This is a genomic window from Microbispora triticiradicis (assembly GCF_005864065.1).
In the GTDB taxonomy this organism is placed as follows: Bacteria; Actinomycetota; Actinomycetes; order Streptosporangiales; family Streptosporangiaceae; genus Microbispora; species Microbispora triticiradicis.
On sequence record NZ_VANP01000001.1, the window covers coordinates 909172 to 934114 of the forward strand.

Annotated in this window: 23 protein-coding genes, 1 tRNA gene and 1 pseudogene; 10 read left to right on the forward strand and 15 right to left on the reverse strand. The window is 68.2% G+C overall.

What is annotated here, in order from left to right; all coding sequences use genetic code 11:
• Positions 1 to 164: 164 nt before the first annotated feature.
• The 4 genes and pseudogenes from FED44_RS35645 to FED44_RS37085 all read right to left on the reverse strand — a co-directional run.
• Positions 165 to 338 (reverse strand): annotated as a pseudogene (locus FED44_RS35645) (hypothetical protein); the annotation flags it as partial.
• A 123-nt stretch (positions 339 to 461) separates the two neighbouring features.
• Positions 462 to 797, reverse strand: coding sequence for a hypothetical protein (locus FED44_RS04265; protein WP_138459805.1), 336 nt, complete (start codon positions 795 to 797; stop codon positions 462 to 464).
• A 135-nt stretch (positions 798 to 932) separates the two neighbouring features.
• Positions 933 to 1055: a hypothetical protein gene (locus tag FED44_RS37990; protein WP_262367117.1), complete on the reverse strand. Its 123-nt coding sequence runs from the start codon at positions 1053 to 1055 to the stop codon at positions 933 to 935.
• A 5-nt stretch (positions 1056 to 1060) separates the two neighbouring features.
• Positions 1061 to 1726 carry a pilin gene (locus FED44_RS37085; RefSeq protein WP_244301697.1) on the reverse strand — a complete coding sequence of 222 codons (666 nt, stop codon included), beginning with the start codon at positions 1724 to 1726 and terminating at the stop codon, positions 1061 to 1063.
• Between the two features lie 962 nt (positions 1727 to 2688).
• Between FED44_RS37085 and FED44_RS04275 the strand changes: the two genes are divergently transcribed.
• The 3 genes from FED44_RS04275 (at position 2689) to FED44_RS04285 (ending at position 5136) form a co-directional block, all read left to right on the forward strand.
• Positions 2689 to 3684 (forward strand): DNA-methyltransferase, encoded by a 996-nt coding sequence (locus tag FED44_RS04275; protein ID WP_138459806.1) that lies wholly within the window; start codon positions 2689 to 2691, stop codon positions 3682 to 3684.
• Positions 3681 to 3896 carry a helix-turn-helix domain-containing protein gene (locus FED44_RS04280; protein ID WP_138459807.1) on the forward strand — a complete coding sequence of 72 codons (216 nt, stop codon included), beginning with the start codon at positions 3681 to 3683 and terminating at the stop codon, positions 3894 to 3896. The genes FED44_RS04275 and FED44_RS04280 overlap by 4 nt, the downstream gene beginning before the upstream one ends.
• Positions 3897 to 4569: 673 nt before the next feature.
• The gene (locus tag FED44_RS04285; RefSeq protein ID WP_167521388.1) at positions 4570 to 5136 is read left to right on the forward strand and encodes a PIN domain-containing protein; all 567 of its coding nucleotides are present in this window, start codon (positions 4570 to 4572) and stop codon (positions 5134 to 5136) included.
• Positions 5137 to 5966: 830 nt separating this feature from the next.
• Here FED44_RS04285 and FED44_RS38385 read toward each other — a convergent pair.
• From FED44_RS38385 to dnaA, 11 genes are all read right to left on the reverse strand, one after another.
• On the reverse strand, positions 5967 to 6803 hold the full coding sequence (locus tag FED44_RS38385; RefSeq protein WP_138459809.1) for a helix-turn-helix transcriptional regulator: 837 nt from the start codon (positions 6801 to 6803) through the stop codon (positions 5967 to 5969).
• Positions 6800 to 7252, reverse strand: coding sequence for a hypothetical protein (locus FED44_RS04295; RefSeq protein WP_138459810.1), 453 nt, complete (start codon positions 7250 to 7252; stop codon positions 6800 to 6802). The genes FED44_RS38385 and FED44_RS04295 overlap by 4 nt, the downstream gene beginning before the upstream one ends.
• 432 nt (positions 7253 to 7684) lie before the next feature.
• Positions 7685 to 7761, reverse strand: a tRNA-Ile gene (locus FED44_RS04300).
• 157 nt (positions 7762 to 7918) lie between these two features.
• Positions 7919 to 8656 carry a DUF3566 domain-containing protein gene (locus FED44_RS04305; protein WP_244301698.1) on the reverse strand — a complete coding sequence of 246 codons (738 nt, stop codon included), beginning with the start codon at positions 8654 to 8656 and terminating at the stop codon, positions 7919 to 7921.
• Between the two features lie 140 nt (positions 8657 to 8796).
• Positions 8797 to 11298 carry a DNA gyrase subunit A gene (gene gyrA, locus FED44_RS04310; protein WP_138459811.1) on the reverse strand — a complete coding sequence of 834 codons (2502 nt, stop codon included), beginning with the start codon at positions 11296 to 11298 and terminating at the stop codon, positions 8797 to 8799.
• Between the two features lie 28 nt (positions 11299 to 11326).
• Positions 11327 to 13234 carry a DNA topoisomerase (ATP-hydrolyzing) subunit B gene (gyrB, locus tag FED44_RS04315; RefSeq protein ID WP_463674807.1) on the reverse strand — a complete coding sequence of 636 codons (1908 nt, stop codon included), beginning with the start codon at positions 13232 to 13234 and terminating at the stop codon, positions 11327 to 11329.
• Positions 13235 to 13608: 374 nt separating this feature from the next.
• Complete coding sequence (locus FED44_RS04320) at positions 13609 to 14142, reverse strand: DciA family protein (protein ID WP_307800850.1); 534 nt, start codon at positions 14140 to 14142, stop codon at positions 13609 to 13611.
• Positions 14132 to 15319, reverse strand: a complete 1188-nt coding sequence (gene recF, locus FED44_RS04325) for a DNA replication/repair protein RecF (RefSeq protein ID WP_138459812.1) — start codon at positions 15317 to 15319, stop codon at positions 14132 to 14134. The genes FED44_RS04320 and recF overlap by 11 nt, the downstream gene beginning before the upstream one ends.
• A 37-nt stretch (positions 15320 to 15356) precedes the next feature.
• Positions 15357 to 16355, reverse strand: a complete 999-nt coding sequence (gnd, locus tag FED44_RS04330) for a phosphogluconate dehydrogenase (NAD(+)-dependent, decarboxylating) (protein ID WP_341868632.1) — start codon at positions 16353 to 16355, stop codon at positions 15357 to 15359.
• A gap of 50 nt (positions 16356 to 16405) precedes the next feature.
• Entirely contained in the window at positions 16406 to 17545 is a 1140-nt protein-coding gene (gene dnaN, locus FED44_RS04335) for a DNA polymerase III subunit beta (RefSeq protein ID WP_111700099.1), read from the reverse strand.
• Positions 17546 to 18068: 523 nt separating this feature from the next.
• A complete protein-coding gene (gene dnaA / locus FED44_RS04340; protein ID WP_138459814.1) occupies positions 18069 to 19793 on the reverse strand; it encodes a chromosomal replication initiator protein DnaA in 1725 nt (574 codons plus the stop codon).
• A 433-nt stretch (positions 19794 to 20226) separates the two neighbouring features.
• Between dnaA and rpmH the strand changes: the two genes are divergently transcribed.
• The 7 genes from rpmH (at position 20227) to FED44_RS04375 (ending at position 24686) form a co-directional block, all read left to right on the forward strand.
• Positions 20227 to 20364, forward strand: coding sequence for a 50S ribosomal protein L34 (rpmH, locus tag FED44_RS04345; RefSeq protein ID WP_015772801.1), 138 nt, complete (start codon positions 20227 to 20229; stop codon positions 20362 to 20364).
• A 79-nt stretch (positions 20365 to 20443) separates the two neighbouring features.
• Positions 20444 to 20821: a ribonuclease P protein component gene (rnpA, locus tag FED44_RS04350; protein WP_111700097.1), complete on the forward strand. Its 378-nt coding sequence runs from the start codon at positions 20444 to 20446 to the stop codon at positions 20819 to 20821.
• The gene (gene yidD / locus FED44_RS04355) at positions 20818 to 21132 is read left to right on the forward strand and encodes a membrane protein insertion efficiency factor YidD (protein WP_111700096.1); all 315 of its coding nucleotides are present in this window, start codon (positions 20818 to 20820) and stop codon (positions 21130 to 21132) included. The genes rnpA and yidD overlap by 4 nt, the downstream gene beginning before the upstream one ends.
• Before the next feature lie 4 nt (positions 21133 to 21136).
• The gene (gene yidC, locus FED44_RS04360) at positions 21137 to 22093 is read left to right on the forward strand and encodes a membrane protein insertase YidC (protein ID WP_138459815.1); all 957 of its coding nucleotides are present in this window, start codon (positions 21137 to 21139) and stop codon (positions 22091 to 22093) included.
• A gap of 18 nt (positions 22094 to 22111) precedes the next feature.
• Positions 22112 to 22606: a Jag family protein gene (locus tag FED44_RS04365; RefSeq protein WP_111700094.1), complete on the forward strand. Its 495-nt coding sequence runs from the start codon at positions 22112 to 22114 to the stop codon at positions 22604 to 22606.
• 305 nt (positions 22607 to 22911) lie between these two features.
• Complete coding sequence (gene rsmG / locus FED44_RS04370) at positions 22912 to 23592, forward strand: 16S rRNA (guanine(527)-N(7))-methyltransferase RsmG (protein WP_111700093.1); 681 nt, start codon at positions 22912 to 22914, stop codon at positions 23590 to 23592.
• 320 nt (positions 23593 to 23912) lie between these two features.
• A complete protein-coding gene (locus FED44_RS04375; RefSeq protein ID WP_111700173.1) occupies positions 23913 to 24686 on the forward strand; it encodes a ParA family protein in 774 nt (257 codons plus the stop codon).
• Positions 24687 to 24943 lie beyond the last annotated feature (257 nt).

The window sequence follows — 24943 nt, forward strand, 5'->3', positions numbered from 1 at the left end:
TCACCTCCTTCGTCGCCATCGCCACCGCCCTCATTTGCTACTGATCGGTCGAAAGGGGCGGCGTCAAAGAATGTCGGTGGTGGCAGGCATGATGGGTCCGTGCCTGAGTCGATCGAGACGCAGATGCTGCGGGCGCACCACGAGGTGCCGTGTCCGACGTGTGATTACCTGGACCGGTCGAGGCTGCCGCCGTCGTGGGTGGCGACGGCCAGCAGGATTCCCAGCACCGCCACCGGCAGGGCGATCGCCGCGAAGACGGCGAGGGGGAGCCGCTCTCCGAGCATCGAGTAGCCGAGGTAGAGAGCCACACCGGTGACGGCGAGGATGGCCATCTGCCGAGCGGTGAGCCCTCAGACGATCCGGTCGGGCTGTTCCACATCGGCGGGGATACGGACGACGTCGCTCCAGCTCATCGTCCGTCACCTCCTCGCTGCCCGCGCGTACGGCGACGAGGTGGCGGCTTACGTCGTCCGGGGTTCTCGGGCCAGTCCACGGAGCCCGGGATGGGAGCGTCCGGGGGCACGATCGGCTGCACCGGTCGTACGGGTGCCGTCGGAGGGACGACCGTCTGGCGTGGGGGAGGCGGTGAACTGGTTCCCGCGCTCCGCAGCCGGTACATCTGATTGAGCCCGGCGGGCCCGGCGGCAGCTGGCGTTGGTGGCCAGGAAGGCTACGACGAGCCGGGGCAGGATCTCTTTAATCGCGTACCTGGTCTGGACGGTCTCGTAGCTCATGGCGAGGATCCCGCCGACGGTGGCGAACAGGATGAAGGATCCGTTCGCGATGACCAGGGTCACGTGCCACAGGTCCTCGATCCGTGTCTGACCGTCGATGCTCGGCGTGGCCAGGAGGGTGGCGGCCAGGGCCTCCAGCAGCGGCTTGATCGCGGATCCGACGAGGTCGGCGAACCAGGCGTTGATCTGGTTGGTGATTCAGTCGCCGATGCCGAAGCTGATCCCGGTGGTGCCGCTCGGGAGCGGTGGCAGTTCAGGCGTCGTCTTCGGAGCGGGCGAGGCATTTGTCCACAGGATGTGGATAAAAATCTCGATGGCCACTGCCGTCACCCGCCGACGACGTGCTTGAGCACGTTGACGAACAACGGCGCCAGCACGGCCAGGGCGTAACCCAGGGCGGCGGCCTTGAAAGCGACCTTGGCTTTCTGGACCTCCCCGGGGTCCCCGCCGGCGACCAGGTAGCGCAGGCCTCCGATGGTGAACATGAGCGTCGCCAGCGTGGCGAGCAGCCCGACGATCCAGTTCCGCAGGTTGGTGAAGACCTTCTCGAGCTGGTCCGGCCGAGTCGGCGGAGCAGCCGCGTGAACCGTGGCAGTCGCGTTGCCGCCGTCGGCCACAGCCGCGGCAACCACTGCCGCCGCGATGCCGACGACGACCAGCACGCGGACGACGCGCCGCCGCGGCTTCCGCGACGCCGGCAGGTGAGGAATCCGCGCGGAGCCGGTGAGGCTGCCCCGGCCTCCTTTCCTCGTGGTGGTCTCGGGTTGCGTATCCGAGCTCCGGCTCCGCACGGAAATCATGGAGACGTCCTCCTCCACCCCTCTAGAAGGGCCGGAGGAGATCGTCAGGGACGTGGCGGCCTCGACTTCGCCGCTCAGAATGGCGTCGACGAGGATCGGCTCGCAGCGCTGGCGGCGCTTCTTGGCGGCCTCGGTGGTCAGGCCGAGCTGCCGGGCGGCGTCGGCCAGGGTGCGCTTCTCCAGGCGGGTCATGCCGATCAGTTCGGCGTCGACCTCGCTGATGACGCCCTTGGCGACGGCGTCCAGGAGGACGAGGTCCGGATGCCCCCATGGAACGGCAGGGGGCGCGGATTCCCGGAGCGGAAAGCGCCGGGCGACTCCGGCCTCCGCGTTCTCCCGCGCGCTCGCCGGCGCGCTTGGCCACCGCGCACATGCGGGGAAAGACGTTCGGGGTGCCGAGGTTCACCGTACGGATCGCCTCGATGAACGCGGTCAGGACCTCGGTGTCGATGTCTTCCGCATCTCCGGCGACGTAGCCGCGGCACATCCTGCCGCTGATGCCGCGCAGTGCCGGAACGGCAACCCCGACGGCACCCACCATCCACTGCGGCCCGTTCTGCCGGGCCCGCCTCACCAGCAACCGCCATAACCGCGTCGCGGGCGGCGTTCGAGCAGGAGGGGTGGATCAGCACATCCCGCAGCTCGATCAGCAGCATTCGCCGGCGGGGCAGGCCGTGCCCGACCTGTCGGCCGTCGACGGCGAGGCTGCTGGGCGCGCAGGCAAGCATTCGGAAGGCACGCTCGGCGATGTCCAAGGGCGACCGGTCCGGGCCGGCCATCTCAGATGGGTTCGTGCTCATCGGGTTCTCCACGGCGAGAGGGATTTCGCTTCGTCGAACCCGGTTGTAGGAGGGGCCTCTGGCACGGCTCCGGCACCAATCCCCGGCTACTTCTGGCACGCCTCTGGCGTTTGGCGGTGCGGCACTTCGAGAGGCGTCCGCCAGAGCGACGCCAAAGGTACGCAGGTGCTCTCACCAGGGCTGACGGCTCACGCCGGAGCGGCGCCGGAGACCGCTGCTGCACTCAGAGCGCGTATCTGAGTTCCGCCCCGGAACAGAAATGAAGGTAACGAGCACGACCTGGCGACAGGTCCCTCACCAGCCGGCCTCGGCCGGTCCTTGCGTAAGGGCCTTCTCCCTGCAGGGGGAGGCGCGATGAGGGTCCCGTACTGGCGAGACGACCACACCACCCTGCACCTCGGCGACGCACGCGAAGTGCTCTCTGAGATGCCCGACCGCTCCGTGGACTGCCTGGTGACCAGCCCGCCCTACTACGGACTTCGGGACTACGGCCCCGGACAGTACGGCCAGGAGCCCACACCCGACGACTACAAGGAAAACCTCCGCTCCGCCTTGGCCGAGGCCCGGCGGGTGCTCGCCAACGACGGCACCTGCTGGCTCAACCTCGGCGACGTCTACGCCGCCAACTCCGACGGCTCCGCCCGCGGCACCACCTACAACCAGCACCAGCCAGCCGTACGGCCACGCTCCCGTCGTACCGTGCCGCCCAAGACCCTGCTCGGCATGCCCTGGCGAGTCGCCTTCGCCCTCCAGCGCGACGGCTGGATCCTGCGCAACGCGATCGTCTGGTCCAAGCCCAACGCCATGCCGCAGCCGGCCCTGGACCGGCTCTCCACCCGCTACGAGCTGATCTTCCTGCTCGTCAAACAGCGCTTCTACTGGTTCGACCTCAACGCCATCCGCGAGCAGTACACCGGCGACCGCTCCCTGTCCCGCCGGGCACGACGCGGCGGAATCAAGGCCAACGCCATCCAGACACCCTGGCCACCGACCGGTACACCGGAGTCAGCCGGCACATCGCCCGGCACCGCCAACCGCCCGAACGGCCGCGCCAGCGATGCGGCCAACCCGGACGGCCGCAACCCCGGCGACGTCTGGACCATCTCCACCAGGCCCTACCGGGGCGCCCACTTCGCCCCGTTCCCGATCGACATCCCACTCCGCGCCATTGCCGCCGGCTGCCGCCCCAGCGGCACCGTCCTGGACCCCTTTTCCGGAGCGGCAACGACCGCCCTTGCCGCCCGGCAACTCGACCGGCAGTTCATCGGCATCGAACTCAACGCGGACTACTGCAAGCTCGCGGTAGCGCGGATCCGTGAGGCATCGGCAAAGGCTGGAGGCATCGAATGAAAGACATCACCCTCCGCGACCTGCAGGACCTCCCGCCGACGCTGGACCTCATGACCGCCGCAAGGATCCTCGGCATCGGCCGCACCAAGGCCTACGAGCTCGCCAAGAAGGACGAGTTCCCGGTACGAACCATTCGCATCGGGGACCTCTACCGCGTCTTCTCCACCGATCTCCTTCGGCTTCTTGGAAGTGACGCTTCCATTCCTCGCTAGCCATTCCTGCAGGAGCAGGCCGACTCGCTCGTAACGAACGTCATCAGCTTTTAGGCCAGGGATGACACGGACGCCTCAACCCAGGCCGCGCACCGCTCGCCTCGGGCCAAGCCTGCTACATCATTACCTCTTACGAGCCAAGGGTGGCCACCAGCCGAAAGTGGTGCTGGAGGCCACCCCACGGCTGTCATTGGGCTGTCAACTAAGCCACGTGACGAGTACCAAGAGTCAGGAGGAGGCCCGCCTCGCGTGCAACCGGACCGGTAAGATCATGTGCGAGCCATCCGCCCCTGTTCGGCGACTGTCATTGATCAACGAAACGTGAATTCCCCGAACGGCGGCAGGTTCATTCGATGCACCTGCCCTGGACGCCCGCTCCGAGTCAAAGTGGCAAGATATTCAGATGCTGCGACTCTATCCAGGCGCCAGCCGAACCGATGCCCTCGAGACACTCCGGATAGTTCACACTGCCGCTCTCAACGCGCGTGCCGCCCGGTACGGGCCTGGAATCGACTTTTACAACCGCTATATGAAATGGACTCACGAGTCCGCTCGGCTGCTGCGTCACCGCCTACGAGCCGAAGATATCGATCGGTTGGTCTTCACCCGCCGCTACTCAGCCATCCAAGCCTCCTCCCATCCCGCTTCCCAGCCAACTCTCGACCTTGTAGAGATGGAGCTCATCGAGCGGATAGAGGACATCAAGGACGAGTGCGACGAGCTAAACGGTCTGATGCAGCGGTGGCAGGGCATCGAGCACTTCGTAGTTCCAGAGACCAGCATGATCATGAATTACACATGGACGCTAGATCACTGGGACCTCGCTCAGCTATTGAACGTTGGTGGTGAAGACATCCACCTCGTGATCCCCCTCGCAGTTGTCGACGAACTCGACATCCTCAAAGATCGTGGCCAGGACAAGGCCCGGACTCGCGCCCGTACGAGCCTGCGCACCATAGCCAATGCGCTGAAGGACCCCCGAGACATTGGGACGCTCCGGGAGGCCGGCTTCACGCCATATGACAAGACCGACACAAACCCTAGAGGAGCCATCACGGTCGAGGTCTTGTTCGATGATCCCGGCCATATGCGACTGCCTAGTATGGACGAGGAGATCATCGACAGGGCGGTGACGGTACAGGACCTGGCTGGCCGCTCCGTCATCTTCATGACAAACGACACGGGACAGTCCCTGCGGGCGCGGAGAGCGGGGCTAGACGTCGTCATGATGCCGAGCTGACGGCGGCGCTCCAACACTGGATCGATGATCGGACTCCGGCTGAGCTGTCCCGGTAGATGATCTCGACGTCGGGATGCCTGCTCAACCGGGCGGCCGGTGCGTCGGCTGCGCTCGGGCAGCACGTCGACCGGCCGTCTGGTTAACACCTGGGGTCGGCCGCCCGGTTGAGGATCGGATCAGCCAAATCAGCATCATCCGGTTCACCGCAGGGCCCAGGCGGTGCGTGAGTCGCGTGCCGGCACGGCTGCCCAGGGCCAATGCGATCGTTTGCAGGAGTGTGCGGAGCAGGGCGCTGCAGCGGCGGTAGAGGACGGTCAGCCCGGGCACCTGCTCGGTGAAGGGTCTCCTGCTGCAATCGTCGTTGCCGTACCGAAACCGCCGTACCCGCGGGTGAAATCTCCTGGCCGCCAACGGCGGTGTCGCACAGGCCCGCCGCTCTGGCTGCTGTGCAGAAGCTGAGGGGAGACACCGCTTCGCATCGTGGGCATGCCGCCTGCGTGGTGCGGGCTCTGATCCGGATCCGCACCGATGTCCTCGACCGCCACGCCGTCAATCTACAGGCAGGCCAGGTGAGGGAAGAGAACCGAGAGCATTTCCATGACCGTCATCCAGCATGATCAGCAGCACCGGCAGTTGAACGCCGGAAGATCACAGAATCAGTGCCAGAGCCCGTTTTCCAGGATCCGCCGACAGTCATCGCGTGCTGGAAGGGTCAGTGCTTGTCCCCACGCAGCGCGGCGGCGTGCTGCTCGCGATCCTGGTCGCCGCCACCAGCGTCCAGGATCCGGCAGCTCGCGTTGTTCGCGGGCGCTGATCGCCAGCCTTGGAAATTACCTCGGCTTTGCGTCGGGCTGACTTCGTTCGCTGGCTAGCAGCCTGGCAGCGAGCCCTTCGCGAGAAGTCACGCCCAGCTTGTCGTAGATGTGAGAGAGGTGGATTTCCACCGTCCGTAGGCTTAGCGTCAGTTGCTTTGCGATCGCCCGACTGCTCATACCCGAAACGACCAGACTAGCTATAGCGAGTTCCCTGGAAGTTAGGGCGCGGGTGCGATCCGGCCCTGACGGGGTGTGGCTAGCTCGCTGTACCCGCTCGATGATGGGTAGCAGAGCGGCGTACTGGTCACGGGCTGCAGCTGCATCTCCTGCCTCACCTGTCCAACGGGCAAGGCTTGATCGTGTAGCCAGAGCATCCGGATGCTCAGGACCATGTACCCGCTCGATGATGGGTAGCAGAGCGGCGTACTGGTCACGGGCTGCAGCTGCATCTCCTGCCTCACCTGTCCAACGGGCAAGGCTTGATCGTGTAGCCAGAGCATCCGGATGCTCGGGACTAAGCAGCGATTCGATCCTGGTAGATGAAGTGACGTCCTGATCCTCGTGATCGGCAGGAGCTCCGGAGCTGCTCTTAGTAGCGTTGTCTGGCGGGCTTGCCGAGACGGTTCTCCGTGCAGGGGCGACCTGCTGAATCGAGGTTTTCCCCTGCAGCGGCGGGTCGCGCTGCGGCAAGCGTACGTCCAGCAGGGCAGCGACATAGCGGTACAGCAGGCTGTAACCCGCACGCCCTCGCTCGCCCGCCGGCTGTTCGCTGCCGGATGCGCCTGTCAGCCTCTCCCAGTAGCGCTGACGAAGGTTCGGTGGCCACATTGCAGACCGAGTAGGGTTGGTCATTCGGCTGCCCCCTCTGTCTGCGGATGCTTCACACGGTCCGGGGCAGTCAGATCTTTCAGGTCCTTTGGAGCCGTGGCAACGTTGTCGGAGGGACCGAGCACCGGTGGGCTTTCGCCCGCCCGCAGGAGATGTTGGATTGTGCGAGCGGTACCGAGTTGTCGCAATAAGGCTGGGGCAGCCGCTCCTACTGCGATCGCGGCCATGGTGCCGGTGACCTGATCGTGCATCAGGTATCCGGCCCCCGCGCCCATGAGCAGTCGGGTAAGCGCAACCAGAGCGTCAGCAGGCGGATCGACGTACTTCGTCAGCGGCGGCAGTGCGCGTTTTCGGCTGTGGGCGCGGGTGTGGTGGCGATCACGTTGCCATGCGGTCAGATTCGCCCACATGGCAATGGTCTCGACGATCAGCCCGCCGGTCGCACCCAGGAGTAGGGCTTGCTGCCAGTGCATGGTCGCCCCTCCGAAAGGACACTGCTACTGCCACGAAACCATGCCACAGAAGCATGCGCGACGGGATGGGCTGACAACTTTGTCAACGACGCTCGAGACCGGGCTCTGGCACAGATTCTGTGATCTTCCGGCGTTCAGCTGCCGGTGCTGCTGATCATGCTGGGTGACGATCTCGGAATGCCGTACCCCCAGGAGAGAACGTCGTACCTGCTCTCGCCCGGGCGTGTGCCTGCAGACCGCGGAAATCGCGGTTCATGACCGCACGGGGCGTTCAATCCCATCCGCGCGTAGAAAGAGATCAGCTGCTAGCGCCTGTCGATGTGGATCGATCTCTGTCACCTGGTCGGGGCCGGTCCCACTAACGAGTGACTAACAAACGATCAAAAGGCCAGGTCCCGGATCTTGGGAGCTGGCCTCTGAGCTGGTGCTTCTTGGTGGGGCTACCAGGACTTGAACCTGGGACCTCTTCCTTATCAGGGAAGCGCTCTAACCGTCTGAGCTATAGCCCCGCGATGCGCAACGAACGTTACCGCATCCGGTTTCCGGTGGCGAATCCGCTTCCGGACGAGGAAAAGCTTACCGTGTCCGGCCCGGTGGTCGTGCCGCGAAGCGCGGGTGCCCGCCTCGTACGGCCGGCCGCTCGGGGCGGCCCGCCGTACGGAGGGGTCACTCGGCTTCGCTGAAGGTGACCTCGACGCCGCCGACGAGGTCCGCGGAGATGTTGTAGATCACGGCACCGAGGGTGGACAGCGCGGTGATGAGCACGACGTTCAGCGCGCCGAGCAGTGCCGCGTATCCGAGGATGCGGACCGGCTCGAACCAGCCGCGGATGTCGATGGTGCCGACGCCCTTGCCCGCGACGCCGCCGCTCGTGGTGAGCTGCATGACGGTGTCGGTGATCGAGGAGAAGACGCCGAGCGCCGAGAGCACGCCGTACAGCACCGCGACGGCCACGAACAGCACGACGAAGCAGACCAGCGAGACGACGAAGCTGAACTTCATCGCCGACCACGGCTCGACCCGGCGCAGCACCAGGTGGGCCTTGCGCGGCGGGCGGACGCCGACGCCGGGCTTCTTGTCCTTGCCCTTGGCGGCCTCGGGGCGGTCCGTGCCTCCGGGGCCGAACGTGAGCCCGCGTACGGAGCCGCCGTCCATCTTGGGAGCGCCGTTGTCCACAGGCGCCCGAGCGCCGTCCACAACGGGAGCGGCCGCGGCCACCCCGGCGGGCCGGGGATACTGCGCCGTGGCGCCGCCGTCGGACCCGCCGCCGGTGGGCCTGCCGTTCTCGGGCCTGCCCTTGTCGGTGGCGCCGTCCGCGGTCGCCTGCCGCTTCCACGGCTGGTCGGCGGCCGTGGTCCGGATGCGCATGGTGTCTTCGGCCTTCGCCTTGTCGGCGGCGGTCACGTCATCTCCTTCGGAACCCACCCTGGGGACGCTACCGCCATCCTGTGCCCGCGCGGTAACGCCGTTGGAGGACGACGCCGGACGGGCGCCCGCCGGTTTCTGCCTGGCGCTGCCGGGGGTCCGTGCCCCACCGCTGTCGCTCATGCCTCGTCTCCTGCCCCGTTCTCCTCGGTCACCAACGCCTCGGCGTTGCGAGCGAGGGCGACGACGCTGTCACCCTCGGCCAGATTCATCAGGCGGACGCCCATGGTCTGGCGGCCCGACTGCTTGATCTCGCCTGCGCTGGTACGGATCACCCCGCCGGCGGAGGTGATCGCGAAGACCTCGTCCTCGGGACGCACCATGACGGCACCGACCAGCTTGCCACGAGCACTGACGATCTTCGCCGTCAGGACGCCCTTGCCGCCCCGGCCCTGCACCGGGTACTGGTCGGCGGGTGTCCGCTTCGCATACCCGCCCTCGGTCGCGATCAACACGTCGTCGCCGTCGCCCATGACGTTCATCGCGAGAAGCTCGTCACCGTCCACGAACCGCATGCCGATCACACCGCTGGTCGCGCGGCCCATCGGGCGCAGCGCGTCGTCCGAGGCGGTGAACCTGATCGACTGCGCGTTCTTGGAGACGAGCAGCAGGTCGTCACCCTCGGACACGAGACGGGCGGCGATCACCTCGTCATCCTCGCGCAGGTTGATCGCGATCAGGCCACCGGAACGCGGCGAATCGTATTCGGAAAGGCGCGTTTTCTTCACCAGGCCGCTGCGGGTCGCCAGCACCAGATACGGCGCGACGTCGTAGTCCCGCAGGTCGAGGATCTCCATCACGTGCTCGTCGGGCTGCATGGCGAGCAGGTTGGCCAGGTGCTGGCCCCGCGCGTCCCGGCCCGACTCCGGCAGTTCGTACGCCTTGACCCGGTAGACCCGGCCCTTGTTCGTGAACGCCAGCAGCCAGTGATGCGTCGTGGTCACGAAGAAGTGCTCGACGATGTCGTCCTGGCGGAGCTGGGCGCCCCTGACGCCCTTGCCGCCGCGCTTCTGCGCCCGGTAGAGGTCGGTGCTCGTCCGCTTGGCGTACCCGCCGCGCGTGATCGTGACGACCACGTCCTCCTCGGCGATCAGGTCCTCGATGGACATGTCGCCCTCGTACGCGATGATCTCGGTCTTCCGCTCGTCGCCGTACTTGGCGACGATCTCCCCGAGCTCGTCCGACACGAGCCGGCGCTGCCGGGGCTCGGAGGCCAGGATGTCCTGGTAGTCGGCGATCTGCGCCATCAGGCCGTCGTACTCGTCCTGGATCTGCTGCCGCTCCAGCGCGGCCAGCTTGCGCAGCTGCATGTCCAGGATGGCCTGCGCCTGGACCTGGTCGATGTCCAGCAGCGTCATCAGGCCGCCCTGGGCCTCGGCCGCCGACGGCGACCGCCTGATCAGGGCGATGACGTCGTCGAGCCGGTCGAGGGCCTTGAGCAGGCCGCGCAGGATGTGCGCCCGCTCCTCGGCCTTGCGCAGCAGGAACCGGGTCCGTCGGACGACGACCTCGATCTGGTGCGTGATGTAGTGCCGGACGAACTGGTCGAGCCGCAGCGTCCGCGGCACCCCGTCGACCAGCGCGATCATGTTCGCGCCGAACGTGGTCTGGAGCTGGGTGTGCTTGTAGAGGTTGTTCAGCACCACCTTGGCGACCGCGTCGCGCTTGAGCACGATCACCAGCCGCTGGCCGGTGCGCGAAGAGGTCTCGTCGCGGACGTCCGCGATACCGGTGACCTTCCCGTCGCGGACCAGCTCGGCGATCGTGAGCGCCAGGTTGTCCGGGTTCACCTGGTACGGCAGGGCCGTGACCACCAGGCACTGCCGTCCCTTGGGGTCCTCCTCGACCTCGACGACGGCCCTCATGATGATCGAGCCGCGGCCGGTGCGGTAGGCGTCCTCGATGCCGCGGCGGCCGACGATCAGCGCGCCGGTCGGGAAGTCGGGACCCTTGACCCGGGTGAGCAGCCCCTCGAGCAGTTCCTCGTCGGACGCCTCGGGGTTGTCGAGCGCCCAGATGACAGCTCCGCCGACCTCACGGAGGTTGTGCGGCGGGATGTTGGTCGCCATGCCGACCGCGATTCCGGCCGACCCGTTCACCAGCAGGTTCGGGAACCGCGACGGAAGGACGATCGGCTCCTGCGACCGCCCGTCGTAGTTGGGCTGGAAGTCGACGGTCTCCTTGTCGATGTCCCGGAGCATCTCCATGGCGATCGGCGCGAGGCGGCACTCGGTGTACCGCATCGCGGCGGCCGGGTCGTTGCCCGGCGAGCCGAAGTTGCCCTGCCCGTCGACGAGCGGGTAGCGCAGCGACCACGGCTGCGCGAGCCGTACGACGGTGTCGTAGATCGACGTGTCACCGTGGGGGTGGTAGGAGCCCATGACGTCGCCGACGACCCGGGAGCACTTGAAGTAGCCGCGGTCGGGCCGGTAGCCGCCGTCGAACATCGCGTACAGCACGCGGCGGTGCACGGGCTTGAGGCCGTCGCGGACGTCCGGCAACGCGCGGGACACGATGACGGACATCGCGTAGTCCATGTAGCTGCGCTGCATCTCGGCCTGGATGTCGACCGGCTCGATCCGATCGGCGGGGGGCCCAGGCGGCGTGTTCACTTCCGTCACGAAAAGTCCTTCTGGTTAGCCGCGCTGCTCAGACGTCAAGGAAGCGGACGTCACGGGCATTGGTGATGATGAAGTTCCTGCGCGCCTCGACGTCCTCGCCCATCAGCACGCTGAACAGGTTGTCGGCCTGGGCGGCGTCGTCGAGGGTGACCTGGCGGAGCACCCGCGTGTCGGGGTTCATGGTGGTCTCCCACAGCTGGGAGGCGTTCATCTCGCCCAGACCCTTGAACCGCTGCACGCCGTCGTGGAGCCGGGGGTCGCGCCGGCCGCGGCCGACGCCCTCCTCGATGATCGCGTCCCGCTCCCGGTCGGAGTACGCGTACGACGCGTCCTCGCCCTTGCGGTCCCACTTGATCTTGTACAGCGGAGGCTGGGACAGGTAGACGTGGCCCGCCTCGATCAGCGGCCGCATGAAGCGGAACAGCAGCGTCAGCAGCAGCGTGGTGATGTGCTGGCCGTCCACGTCGGCGTCCGCCATGAGGATCAGCTTGTGGTAGCGCAGCTTCGAGATGTCGAACTCGTCGTGCACGCCGGTGCCGAGGGCGGTGATCAGCGCCTGGACCTCGTTGTTCTTGAGGACCTTGTCGATCCGGGCCTTCTCGACGTTCAGGATCTTGCCGCGCAGCGGGAGGATCGCCTGGAACTTGGGGTCGCGCCCGCCCTTGGCCGAGCCGCCGGCCGAGTCGCCCTCGACGATGAACAGCTCGCACTTCTCCGGCTCCGACCACTGGCAGTCGGCCAGCTTGCCGGGGAGCCCGCTGCCGCTCTCCAGCAGAGACTTGCGGCGGGTGAGGTCGCGCGCCTGGCGGGCCGCGATGCGGGCCCGGGAGGCCTGCAGCGACTTGTTGATGATCTCCTTGGCCTCGCCCGGGTTGCGCTCGAACCAGTCGCGCAGGTGGTCGTTGCAGGCCTTCTGGACGAACGACTTGGCCTCGGTGTTGCCCAGCTTGGTCTTGGTCTGGCCCTCGAACTGCGGGTCGGCCAGCTTCACCGAGATGATCGCGGCGAGCCCCTCGCGGACGTCGTCGCCGCTGAGGTTGTCGTCCTTGCCCTCCTTGAGGAACTTCTGCTCGCGCGCGTACCGGTTGACGATGGTCGTCAGCGCGGCGCGGAAGCCCTCCTCGTGGGTGCCGCCCTCGGCGGTGTTGATCGTGTTGGCGAACGTGTAGACCGACTCGCTGTAGGAGGCGTTCCACTGCATGGCGATCTCGACCGAGATGCCGTCGCCGTGCTCCTCGAAGTCGATGACCGAGTTGTGGATCGGGTCCTTCTTCGAGTTCAGGTGGGTGACGAAGTCGGACAGGCCGCCCTCGTAGTGGTACGTGACGACCTTGGATTCGCCCTCGATGATGTGGTCGGGCCGCTCGTCGGTGAGCCTGATCGTGAGGCCCTTGTTGAGGAAGGCCATCTCCTGGAACCGGCGCGCCAGCGTCTCGAAGTTCCAGGTGACGGTCTCGAAGATCTCCGCGTCGGGCCAGAAGCTGATCGTCGTGCCGTGGTCCTCGGTGGGCTCGCCCTTCTGCAGCGGCCCGGTCGGCTTGGCCGTCACGTACTTCTGGCGCCACACGTGGCCGTCGGTCCGGACCTCGACCTCAAGGCGGGTCGACAGGGCGTTGACGACCGAGGCGCCGACGCCGTGCAGGCCGCCCGAGACGGCGTACGACTTGCTGTCGAACTTGCCGCCGGCGTGCAGCACGGTGAAGACGACCTCGACGGCGGGTCTGCCCTCGGCAGCGACGATGCCCACGGGAATGCCGCGTCCGTGGTCCATCACGCGCACGCCGCCGTCGGCGAGCAGGGTGACCTCGATCAGGTCGTTGTAGCCGGCCAGCGCCTCGTCGACCGCGTTGTCGACGATCTCCTGCACCAGGTGGTGGAGCCCGCGCTCACCGGTCGAGCCGATGTACATGCCGGGCCGCTTGCGGACCGCTTCCAGCCCTTCGAGAACGGTGATAGAGCTAGCGTCGTAGGACAAGTGCGAAATCCTCCTGCCGCGGACACGCGGCGGGCGACACCGTGGAATGGCTGCCCCTGCCGTGCCCGTCACCGTCGTGAGTGCCCCGATGCGCCCGCCCAGGGAAACCGGCCCGCAGGACCGGGGGTGACGCAAACCGGACGTGTCCTTGAGTCCTCCTACATTCTACCGGTCCGACCGACAACCGGTGGCATCCACGGGGGCTGTGGTGCCCTGTCGCTTGATGATCATGTTTCCGAGCATCCCCTACGGGGGACGGGGGTCATGGCCTCAGACGCGATTTTGGGCCGGTTCGGGCTTCCGGAGACTCCCCCCTGCCCACTGGACGGGCCCGTTCACCCGTAGGTGTCCCCCGGCCCCCGGCTGCCGCGCACCCGGAGACCGCCCTCCGGCCGCGGGCCCGCGCCCGGGCCGCGCACCTTCACCCTGGTCACCGTGCCGTCGCCGAGTTCCTCGTTCAGCCGCTTGACCAGCGTGGCGGCGAGCAGGCGCACCTGGGTCGCCCAGGCGGTGGAGTCGGCGGCGACCAGCACCTCGCCGTCCTCGAAGCTCTCCGGCCGGGTGTGGGCGGCGAGGTCCGGCCCGACGATCTCCGGCCAGCGGCCGAACACCCCGCCCACCGCGACCGGCTGCTCCCAGCCCCGGGCGGCGAGCAGGTCGCGGATCGCCCGGCCGAACGGCAGCGGATCGCCGGAGTCGCGCCGCGGGGCGCCCGAGCCGGAGCGGCGGCGGGGCTCGCTGCGCGGCAGCTGCCCCCGCTTGAGCGCGTCGGACTTGGCCTGGGCCAGCTTCTCCCGCGCCAGCGCGGCGCCCCGGGCGACCGAGCCCTTCGGGGATTGTCCACCGCCTGTGGATATCTCATCGGACACGGGTCACGCTCCCTTCGGTCACGTCGAACCGGGCGCCGGTCAGCTCCGGCGGCACGTCGTCCGGCACCGCGGCGGTGATGAGCACCTGCTCGGCCGGGGCGACGATCTCGGTGAGCCGCCTGCGCCGCTGCCCGTCCAGCTCGGCGAAGACGTCGTCGAGGATCAGCACGGGGTCGCCGCCGTCGGTTCTCAGCAGGTCGTAGGCCGCGAGCCGCAGCGCGAGCGCGAACGACCACGACTCGCCGTGGCTGGCGTAGCCGCGGGCCGGCAGCTCGCCCAGCCGCAGCAGCAGGTCGTCGCGGTGCGGGCCGACGAGGGTCACGCCGCGTTCGAGCTCGGCCTGACGCGCCTCGGCGAGGCCCGCCCGCAGGCCTTCGGCGAGAAGTTCCCGGTTTGTCCCCAGGGTGGGGATATCTGTGGATAACCCTGACGCCCGGTACTCCAGATCGGCGAGCCCGGACGACGGGGCGAGCGTCGCGTACGCCTTGGCGGCGAGCGGGCGCAGCAGGTCCACCAGGTGCAGCCGGGCCGCCAGCAGTTCGGCGCCGAAGCGCACCAGGTGGGTGTCCCAGATCTCCAGCGTGCTCAGCACGTCCCCGGCGCCCGCGGCGGCGAACGCCGCGTCGTCGTCCTGCCTTCGGGGGCCGCGCCGCCGCCCCGCCCGGGACGCGGCGGCCGTACGCAGGAGGGTGTTGCGCTGCTTGAGCACGCGCTCGTAGTCGGCGCGTACGGCCGCGAACCTGGGGGCGCGGGCGACGAGCAGCTCGTCCATGAACCGGCGGCGCTCGGACGGGTCGCCCTTGACTAGCGCGAGGTCCTCGGGGGCGAACAGGACCGTGCGCAGCAGGCCGAGCGCGTCGCGCGGCCGCGGCACCGGCGAGCGGTTCACCCGGGCGCGGTTGGCCCGGCCCGGGTTGATCTCCACCTCGACGAGGGCGCGGCGGTCGTCCCTGACCACCACGGCCCGTACGACCGCCCGCTGCGCGCCGTGCCGTACGAGCGGGGCGTCGGTGGCCACGCGGTGGCTCGAATGGGTCGCGAGGTAGCCGAGCGCCTCGACCAGGTTGGTCTTGCCCTGCCCGTTCGGCCCCACGAAGGCCGTCGCGCCCGGTTCGAGCGCCAGCTCGACCTCCGGGTAGGACCGGAAGTCGGTGAGGGACAGGCTCGCCACGTGCACGCCCGCAAGGCTAGTGCCCGCCGGCCGCCCGGGGTGGTCACCGGTCGGCTTCGGGGGGCGGAGCCACGTCGGCGCCAGGGGAGTCGGCGCCCCTGGCGGTCTGGCCCTCGGCCGACGCGACCGCGTGGCCGCCGAACTGGTTGCGCAGCGCCGCGACCATCTTCATCGCCGGGGAGTCGGCCTGGCGCGAGGCGAACCTGGCGTACAGCGCGGCCGTGATGGCCGGCAGGGGCACGGCGTGGTCGACGGCGGCCTGCACGGTCCACCGGCCCTCGCCGGAGTCCTCCGCGTAGCCCTTCAGGTCGGCGAGGTCGGGATCCTCCCGCAGGGCCCGCACCAGCAGGTCGAGCAGCCAGGACTGGATGACCGTGCCGTGCCGCCAGCTCCGGAACGTGTCGGGGACGTTGGTGACGACGTCGCTGGCCTCCAGCAGTTCCCAGCCCTCGGCGAAGGACTGCATCATGCCGTACTCGATGCCGTTGTGGACCATCTTCGCGAAGTGGCCCGCGCCGACGCCGCCCGCGTGCACGAAGCCGTCCTCGCCCTCGGGCTTGAGCGTGTCGAAGGCGGGCATGAGCCGCCCGACGTGCTCGTCCTCGCCCCCGACCATCAGCGCGTAGCCGTTCTGCAGGCCCCACACGCCGCCGCTGACGCCCACGTCGACGAAGCCGATGCCGCGTGTGCCGAGGTCCGCCGCGTGCCGCTGGTCGTCCAGGTAGTGGGAGTTGCCGCCGTCGATCACGACGTCGCCCTCCGACAGCAGGTCGCGCAGTTGCTCGACGGTGGCCCGGGTCGGCGCTCCGGCGGGGACCATCACCCAGACCGCGCGCGGCGCCTGAAGCCTCTCGACGAGGTCCTTCAGGCTGCCGACGTCGCTGAGGGCGGGATCGCGGTCGTAGCCGACGACCTCATGGCCGCCGCGCCGCAGCCGCTCGGCCATGTTCCCGCCCATCCTGCCGAGCCCGATCATGCCGATCTGCATCTGAGCCACCCCTTGACGTCCGCGTCGTCCACCGAGGCACGCGTACCCATGCATCGGGTGTCCATGCCACGGCCAAAGCGTACGCCCGGGGCGTCACGGCGAGATCAGCTGGACAGGCGGATGGGCATGATCAGGTAGCGGTAGTCCTCGTTCGCGCCTTCGTCCACAGGCTTGCCCGCGGTGAGGATGGCCGGCTTGGTCGGCGTGGTGAACTGCAGCCGGGCGATGTCGGAGTCGATCGCCCCCAGGCCTTCCAGCAGGAACTGGTGGTTGAACGCGATGTTGATCTCGTCGCCGTCGAAGTCGACCGGGAGCGCCTCCACCGCCTGGGCCTCGTCGCCGCTGCCGGCCTCCAGGACGACCTCGCCGCCGCGGAAGGCCAGCCGTACGGGGGTGTTTCGCTCGGCGACGAGCGCGACGCGCTTGACGGCCTCGACGAACGAGCCTGTGGACAAGTCGGCGCGGGCGGAGAACTCGGTGGGCAGCAGAGAGCGGTACTTGGGGAACTCGGGGTCGAGCAGCCGGGTCGTCGTCCGCCGCCCGGAGCTGGAGAACCCGATCATGCCCTCGCCGGTGCCGCCGGCGGAGCTGAGCGCGATCTCGACCTCCGCACCGCTGCCGCCGAGCGCCTTGGCCGTGTCGGCGAGCGTACGGCCGGGAATCATCGCCACGGCCTGGAAGCCGGGCTGCTCCGGCTGCCACTTCAGTTCGCGTACGGCGAGCCGGTAGCGGTCGGTCGCGGCGAGGGTCACCGTGTCGCCGTCGATCTCCATCCGGACGCCGGTGAGCATCGGGAGCGTGTCGTCCTTGCCCGCGGCCACGGCCACCTGGCCGACGGCGGAGGCGAACACGTCGCTGCCGACCCGTCCGGCGGCGGGCGGCATCGCCGGAAGGGACGGGTAGTCCTCCACAGGCATGGTGAGCAGGGTGAACCGCGCGCTTCCACAGGTGACGACGGCCTTCGCCCCGTCCACGACCAGTTCGACCGGCTGTGCGGGGAGGGCGCGCGTGATCTCGGCGAGCAGCTTGCCGGAGACGAGCACCACGCCCGCCTCCCCGGTCTGCAGGTCGAGGGTCACCTCGGCGGAGACCTCGTAGTCGAAGCCGGAGAGCTTCAGCCTCTGGTCGTCGGTCACCTCAAGCCGCATGCCGGCGAGCACCGGCACCGAGGGACGGGCCGGAAGGCTCCGTGCCGTCCACGCCACGGCCTCGGCGAGCACATCGCGATCGATCCGGAACATCACGTGGATCAGCCTCCTGGGTGTCGCTGCATCGTCAAGTCTTCACTCTCCCGCACCTGTGTGCCTCCAGAACCCCTTCTATGGTTCTTGAGTTCCTTAGAGAGAGATACAGGTCCTCGTATTAGGGAGTGTGGATATGTGGATGAGGAGCATTTTCGCAGCTCAGCGGAGATGCTTCATCCACTGGTGCTGTGGGGGAAAGGTGGACGGACCCCCTGTGGACTGTGGGTGGCCGCGCTGTCCCCACAGCCCGTCCCCAGGTTCGGGCACCTCTGTCCACGAGTAATCCACCAGGTTTCCACCGGTTGTCCACGGGGTAAAAGGGACAGCCGATGTGCCTGTGACGAGTACGCACAGGGCGTCCCCAGCCTGCCCACAGGTATTCCCCAAGCTGTCCCCAGCTTCTCCCCAAAGTTGTCCCCAAGTGGGGACGGCCTGCCGGCGGTCCGGAGAGGGTGGGGGTAACGCGATTCGGGCCGCGATGAGGCGGCATCCCTGATCCACAGAGTTATCCACAGCCTGTGCACTAAGAGTTGCGTGCGCGCTGCTTGATCCGGGTGGTCAGCTCGTTGACCTGGTTGTACATCGAGTGCCGCTCGGCCATGAGCGAGCGGATCTTACGCTCCGCGTGCATGACGGTGGTGTGGTCCCGGCCGCCGAACTGCTGGCCGATCTTCGGCAGCGACAGGTCTGTGAGTTCGCGGGCCAGATACATCGCGATCTGCCGGGCGGTGACCAGAGCCCGCGACCGTGAGCTACCGCACAGGTCGTCGAGCGAGACGCCGAAGTACTCCGCGGTTGTGGACATGATGAGGGAGATGGTGATCTCCGGGCTCGCGTCCTCACTGATCAGGTCCTTGAGGACGATCTCGGCGAGCTGGAGGTCCACGGACTGGCGGTTGAGGCTGGCGAACGCGGTGACCCGGATCAGCGCCCCCTCCAGCTCGCGGATGTTGGTGGCGATGCGGCTGGCGATGTACTCCAGGACGTCGGGCGGCGCGGCGAGGCCCTCCTGGATCGCCTTCTTCCGCAGGATCGCGATGCGGGTCTCCAGCTCCGGCGGCTGGACGTCGGTGATCAGGCCCCACTCGAACCGGTTGCGCAGCCGGTCCTCCAGCGTGACGAGCTGCTTGGGGGCCCGGTCGCTGGAGATGACGATCTGCTTGCTGGCGTTGTGGAGGGTGTTGAACGTGTGGAAGAACTCCTCCTGCGTCTGCTCCTTGCCCTCCAGGAACTGGATGTCGTCCACAAGGAGGATGTCGACCGCGCGGTAGCGGGCCCGGAACCCGTCCGCCTTGTGGTCGCGGATGGAGTTGATGAAGTCGTTGGTGAACTCCTCAGAGCTCACGTACCGGACCCTGGCGCCGTCGTAGAGGCTCTGCGCGTAGTGGCCGATCGCGTGCAGCAGGTGTGTCTTCCCCAGCCCGGAGTCGCCGTAGATGAACAGCGGGTTGTACGCCTTGGCGGGGGCCTCGGCCACCGCGACGGCGGCGGCGTGGGCGAAGCGGTTGCTCGCGCCGATGACGAACGTCTCGAACGTGTACTTGGCGTTGAGCCGCGCCGACTCGCCGCTCGGGCGGCCGCCCCGCGCGTCCCAGCGGTTCTGCGCCGGCTCCGGCTTCGGCGCCGGGGGAGGCTCGGGCGAGTAGCCGCCCGGCCGCTGCATGCGGTCGGGCGGGGAGACCTGCTGGGCGGGCTGTGGATACTGCGGGTCCTGTGGATACCGCGGGCCCCCGTGGACCTGCTGCGACCCCTGCGGGCGGCCGTGGGAAGGACCGTGCGGCTGGCCGTGCGACGGACCGTGCGACTGGCCGTGTAGGGGGCTGTGGATGCTCGGTGGGGCGTGCGATTCGGGCTCGCGCCGGGAGGGTCCGTCCTCATTTAAGGGGAAGCGCGGAGCCTGGGGGTGAGGCTGTGGATAATCTGTGGACGACTGCTGTGGATGACGGTCGGCCGGCCCCTGGCCCACGGGGTCCGGAGCGGCCGGCAGCCCCGCGCCGGGATCCACCATCACCGCGATCCGCACCGGCCTGCCGAGCTCCTGCGACAGCGCGTGCACGATCAGCGGACGCAGCCGCACCTCGATGACCTCTTTGGCGAAGTCGTTCGGGGCGGCCAGGAGGATGGTGTCGTTGATGAGGCCGGAGGGCTGCGTCATCTGGAGGAACGCACGCTGCTGTCCGGAGACGCCCTCGTCGAAGAGGGTCCGGAGCGCCCGAGCCCATACAGCGTTGAGATCGACGCCTTCCATGGCTCGGCCCCTCCTCCCTTTGCGCGGCCCCGTCCGCCGCCGCGATCCGTGCCGTGTCCAGTCCGGTACGCCTCACGGCACCGGCCCTCTTCCGGATGCCTGGTCCACATGTGATCCACACGATGTACACAGGCCGCGTATTCTCCCCAGGCACATCCACGCTGATGAGGGGAAGGGCCGGACGGCCGACAGTAGCGGTGTGCACACTCGCGTTCAAGGCGTTGTCCACAGCCTAGTGGGCCATGGTCGCCCGCCGTACTCGGTTGGCGGCACGGGCGTCGGTTTGACCTGACGTATGGTGGCCCCGTAACGTGTCCCGGTCGGCTAATCACGCGACGGCTATTTCGCATGCCCGCGCATATGACAAGCCGCGTGACATTGGATTGTGCCGCGTCCGCAGCCCGCGGGCGTACCTGAAGCCTGGAGCCCACTCGTGAGCAAGCGTACTTACCAGCCGAACAACCGTCGCCGCGCGAAGACCCACGGCTTCCGGCTGCGCATGCGCACCCGGGCCGGCCGCGCCATCCTGGCCGCGCGCCGCCGCAAGGGCCGCGCCGAGCTGACGGTCTGACGACCAGTCGCCGCCCGCTCGCACCCGGTGCCCCTCACGGCGCCGGTGGAGCGGGCGGCCGTACGTCGAGGAAGGCCCGGTGCTGCCGTCCGCGTCCCGCATGCGTCGGGGTGACGAGTTCGCCGACGCGATCCGCCGTGGGCGACGCGCCGGGCGTCCCGCCCTGGTCGCACATCTGAACCTGCGCGACGCCGACGAGCCACCGCTGGTCGGCTTCGTCGTGAGCAGGGCGGTCGGTGGCGCCGTGGTGCGGAACCAGGTCAGGCGCAGGTTGAGACACCTCATGCGGAGCCGCCTGCCGATGCTGCCGAGAGGTAGCCTCTTGGTGGTACGCGCCAATCCACCGGCCGCGTCCGCGCGCAGCGAGCACCTGGCCGCCGAACTCGACGTCGCGCTGAGTCGTTTACTCCGGCGGCGCGGGTCCGACGCCCGGACCCCGACGGATGGACGGTCATGACAGCGCAGCATCCGACCCCGGCCGAGGCGCCCGGGGAGGCCGACCGGCTCGCGGAAGGGCTGGTCGCCCGCGTGCTGCTCGCGCTCATCCGGTTCTACCGCGCATTCATCAGCCCGTTGCTGGGGCCGAGGTGCCGGTTCGAGCCGTCCTGTAGTGCCTATGGTCTCGAGGCCGTCGCCGTTCACGGAGCGGCGCGCGGGGTATGGCTGACCGTCAGGCGTATTGGACGGTGCCATCCGTTCCATCCTGGAGGTTTCGACCCGGTGCCCCCACGCCGAGTCCGGTCTCACGACGAAACGCAAGGGAGCTAGCTCGGTGGAGCTGCCATTCCTGAAATGGCTGTATACGGCGGTGGCCCAGGTGATCACCTGGATCCACGGCGGTTACAGCACCTTTATCCCCGCCAGTAGCGGTCTCAACTGGGCGCTGACCATCATCACCCTGACCGTGCTGATGCGTCTGCTGATCTTCCCGCTCTTCATGAAGCAGATGCGCTCGTCGCGGAAGATGCAGGAACTCGCGCCCAAGGTGCAGGAGCTGCGCAAGAAGTACAAGAACGACAAGCAGCGCATGAACCAAGAGGTCATGAAGCTGTACCAGGAGGCTGGCACCAACCCTCTGGGTGGCTGCCTCCCGATCGTCGCGCAGTTCCCGATCTTCATCTCGATGTTCACCGTGCTGCGGGCCATCGCCGAGGACCGGGCCGTCTTCGGGATGTCCAAGGATCTCGTGGAGAGCGCCCGGCACGCGCACGTCTTCGGTGCTCCGCTGCCGGCGACCTTCTTCACGAGCGCGGCGGACATCGAGAAGTTCAGCGCCGACCCGGTGGTCACGAAGATCGTGCTCGGCCTCTTCGTCGCGGTCAGCTCGTGCACCACCTTCCTCACCGTCCGGCAGAGCGTGACGCGCTCGATGGCGCAGATGCCGGACAACCCCATGGCGCAGCAGCAGAAGATCCTCATGTACATCTCGCCGCTGTTCGCCGTCTTCAGCCTGAACTTCCAGCTCGGTCTGATCCTCTACTGGGTGACCACGAACCTGTGGACGCTCGGCCAGCAGCACTGGTTCTACAGCCGCCACCCCATGCCGGTCGTGGACGAGAAGGGCAACATCACCACCCCCGAGCCGTCGAACGGCGTCTTCACGAAGCTGGTGGGTAAGCCCAAGACCACGAAGGCCCCGGAGGCAGAGCCGGAACCCGCCCCCAAGATCGTCCGTCAGCAGCCGGCGCGCCAGCCCCGCAGCAAGCGCACCGGCAGCAAGAAGTCGTAGGAGAAGGAGAGTCCGGACGTGACCGAAGCTGGGGAGACCCTCAAGCCTGCTCCCGACGTCGACGCCCTGGAACAGGAGGGCGAGATCGCGGCGGACTACCTGGAGGGCCTGCTCGACATCGCCGACCTGGACGGCGACATCGACATGGACGTGGAGGGGGACCGCGCCGTGGTGTCGATCGTCGGGATCAAGGGTGACGATCTCGTGGGCTCCGGCGGGGAGGTGCTGGAGGCGCTGCAGGAGCTGACGCGTCTCGCCGTGCACCGCCAGACGGGGGAGCGTTCCCGGCTGATGCTCGACGTGGGCGGCTACCGGGAGCGGCGCCGCGCCGAGCTGACGAAGGTGGGCTCCTCGGCGGCCGCGGACGTCAAGCGCACGGGCGAGCCCAAGGCGCTCACCCCGATGACGCCCTTCGAGCGGAAGATCGTGCACGACGCCGTCGCGGCGGCGGGCCTGCGCAGCGAGTCGGAGGGCGAGGAGCCCCGCCGTTTCGTGGTGGTCCTGCCCGCCTGACCGTTCCTCGCGGTTCCGGCTCCGCTTTCGAGCCCGTACGGCTCTCAGCTGTGGTGCCGGAAACGCCGGGGTTCCGCAAACTCCGACGTGGGAAGCCGTCGGTCCCGATCTTCGGGGCCGGCGGCTTTTCCCGTCCTGGCGTCCTGCTGCGTCCTGCTGAAGTCCTGCCACACCGCGGGATGAGCGGCACGCTTCCCCGCACGGCCGGGGGAGTGCGGACCCGGCGCCCGTATCCACGGCTGACCATTCCCGGCCGGGGAATGACGACTACCCTTGGCCCCAGAGCGTTCCTGGATGAGTGAGTGATGACGGAGAGCAACGACCTGCCCGAGGCGCCCCCGGTGGCGCGTGAGATCTTCACCGGTGAGGCGCTGGAGCGGGCCCGGGTGTTCGCCGAGTTACTCGCCGGTCCCGGAGTGGTGCGAGGGCTGCTGGGGCCGAGAGAGGTCCCCCGGATCTGGGACCGCCATCTGCTCAACTGTGCCGTGGTGGAGGAGGCGATCCCGCCGGACTCGACCGTCGTCGACATCGGTTCCGGCGCCGGCCTGCCCGGCCTGGTGCTCGCGATCGTCCGGCCCGACGTGACGGTGACATTGCTGGAACCACTGCTCCGCCGCACGGTCTTCCTCTCCGAGTGTGCCGAGGCGCTCAAGCTCGACAACGTGGAGGTGCTGCGCGGACGCGCCGAGGAGATCGCTTACAAGAGGCTCTTCGATGTCGCGACCGCACGGGCGGTGGCGCCGCTCGACCGCCTGCTCTCATGGTCGATGCCGCTGCTACGGGAGGACGGCGAACTTCTGGCGATGAAGGGAGAGCGGGCACAGGAGGAACTGGAGGCCGCCCGCCCTCACCTCCAGTCGTACGGGGTGAGGCACGTCGAGCTCGTGACAGTGGGGCGCGGTAGGGTCGAGCCGCCCGCGACCCTTGTTCGCGTCGTCGCAGGACGACCCCCGCGAGCGGACACGCGGAGGCGACGGAAGAGGTGAGCCGCGTGGCGGACGCCGGATCAGGCGATGTGAAAGCGGGACTGGGTTGGCCGGAGACCCGGCTCCCCCTACCCTGGGAGATCGCGACAGCAGGCCGGTCCTCCGGGGTTGGCTGGCCTCGTCCCCCTGCTTCGCCGGTCGAAAGGACGACGACCGTGCCCCAGACCCCCCTAAGCCCTGGCGATTCGCCGCTGGTACGAGAGGCACTGAGTTCTGTGGTTTCACGTGAAACAGCCGCGCCTGCGCAGGCGGCTGCGCCTTCCGTCGGTTACTCGACGCGTGACGAGGGGAGCTGGCCCCGGCCTCCTCGCTGCCGGGTGATGACGGTGGCCAACCAGAAGGGCGGCGTGGGTAAGACCACCACGGCCGTCAACCTGGCGGCGGCACTGTCCATGCATGATCAGCGCGTTCTCGTGGTCGACCTGGACCCACAGGGAAACGCGTCGACCGCCCTCGCGACCGAGCACCGGTCGGGGATGCCGTCGGTCTACCAGGTCCTGGTGGACGACATGCCGCTGTCGCAGATCGTGAACCCCGTCCCCGACATGCCGAACCTCTACTGCGCCCCCGCCACCCTCGACCTTGCGGGAGCGGAGATCGAGCTCGTCCCGATGGTGGGCCGCGAGTCTCGTCTGCGGAGGGCGCTGGCGGCCTTTGACGCCATGGAGTTCGACTACATCCTCATCGACTGCCCGCCGTCGCTGGGCCTGCTGACCGTGAACGCCATGGCGGCGGCCCAGGAGGTCCTGATCCCCATTCAGTGCGAGTACTACGCGTTGGAGGGGCTCACCCAGCTCATGCAGAACGTCGAACTGGTCCGTGCGCACCTCAACCAGACGCTTGCGGTCTCGACCATCCTCCTCACCATGTACGACGGCCGTACCCGCCTGGCGTCTCAGGTGGCGGAAGAAGTGCGGTCCCACTTCGGGGACACGGTGCTCGACGCGGTCATCCCCAGGAGCGTCCGTGTCTCCGAGGCGCCCAGCTACGGCCAGTCGGTCATGACGTACGACCCGGGATCCAGTGGCGCGCTCGCGTACATGGGGGCCGCCAAGGAGATCGCCTATCGCGCGGCGGCGCTCGCCGATGCCTGAGAACCGATCGCTGAGAACCGGCCACTGAGAACTGGCCACTGAGTGCCGACCGCCGAGAGCTGGCGCTGGAAAGGCGTCGGGCGTTTCCTGGGCACGGGCGGTGTGGGCTCTCAGCGTCGATGGGTTGTGCACAGGTCGATGTCTGAGGACTCGTGCGGAGGCGTCGCAGCGGTACTCTCTCCTGGTGTGTGCGTGCCGGTGCCCAGTGACTCCGAGTCGCTGGGCACCGCCTTCTTTGCGGGTGCGGGTATGAAGGA

Bases quoted from the DNA above. Each gene is read 5' to 3' on its own strand.
- rsmG (WP_111700093.1), top strand. From the start codon at position 22,912: ATGACGGAGAGCAACGACCTGCCCGAGGCGCCCCCGGTGGCGCGTGAG.
- yidD (WP_111700096.1), top strand. From the start codon at position 20,818: ATGACAGCGCAGCATCCGACCCCGGCCGAGGCGCCCGGGGAGGCCGAC.
- FED44_RS04280 (WP_138459807.1), top strand. From the start codon at position 3,681: ATGAAAGACATCACCCTCCGCGACCTGCAGGACCTCCCGCCGACGCTG.
- FED44_RS04295 (WP_138459810.1), bottom strand. From the start codon at position 7,252: ATGCACTGGCAGCAAGCCCTACTCCTGGGTGCGACCGGCGGGCTGATC.
- dnaA (WP_138459814.1), bottom strand. From the start codon at position 19,793: ATGGAAGGCGTCGATCTCAACGCTGTATGGGCTCGGGCGCTCCGGACC.
- FED44_RS37085 (WP_244301697.1), bottom strand. From the start codon at position 1,726: ATGACCCGCCTGGAGAAGCGCACCCTGGCCGACGCCGCCCGGCAGCTC.
- FED44_RS04375 (WP_111700173.1), top strand. From the start codon at position 23,913: ATGACGGTGGCCAACCAGAAGGGCGGCGTGGGTAAGACCACCACGGCC.
- FED44_RS04285 (WP_167521388.1), top strand. From the start codon at position 4,570: ATGGAGCTCATCGAGCGGATAGAGGACATCAAGGACGAGTGCGACGAG.
- FED44_RS38385 (WP_138459809.1), bottom strand. From the start codon at position 6,803: ATGACCAACCCTACTCGGTCTGCAATGTGGCCACCGAACCTTCGTCAG.
- gnd (WP_341868632.1), bottom strand. From the start codon at position 16,355: ATGCATGGGTACGCGTGCCTCGGTGGACGACGCGGACGTCAAGGGGTG.
- FED44_RS04275 (WP_138459806.1), top strand. From the start codon at position 2,689: ATGAGGGTCCCGTACTGGCGAGACGACCACACCACCCTGCACCTCGGC.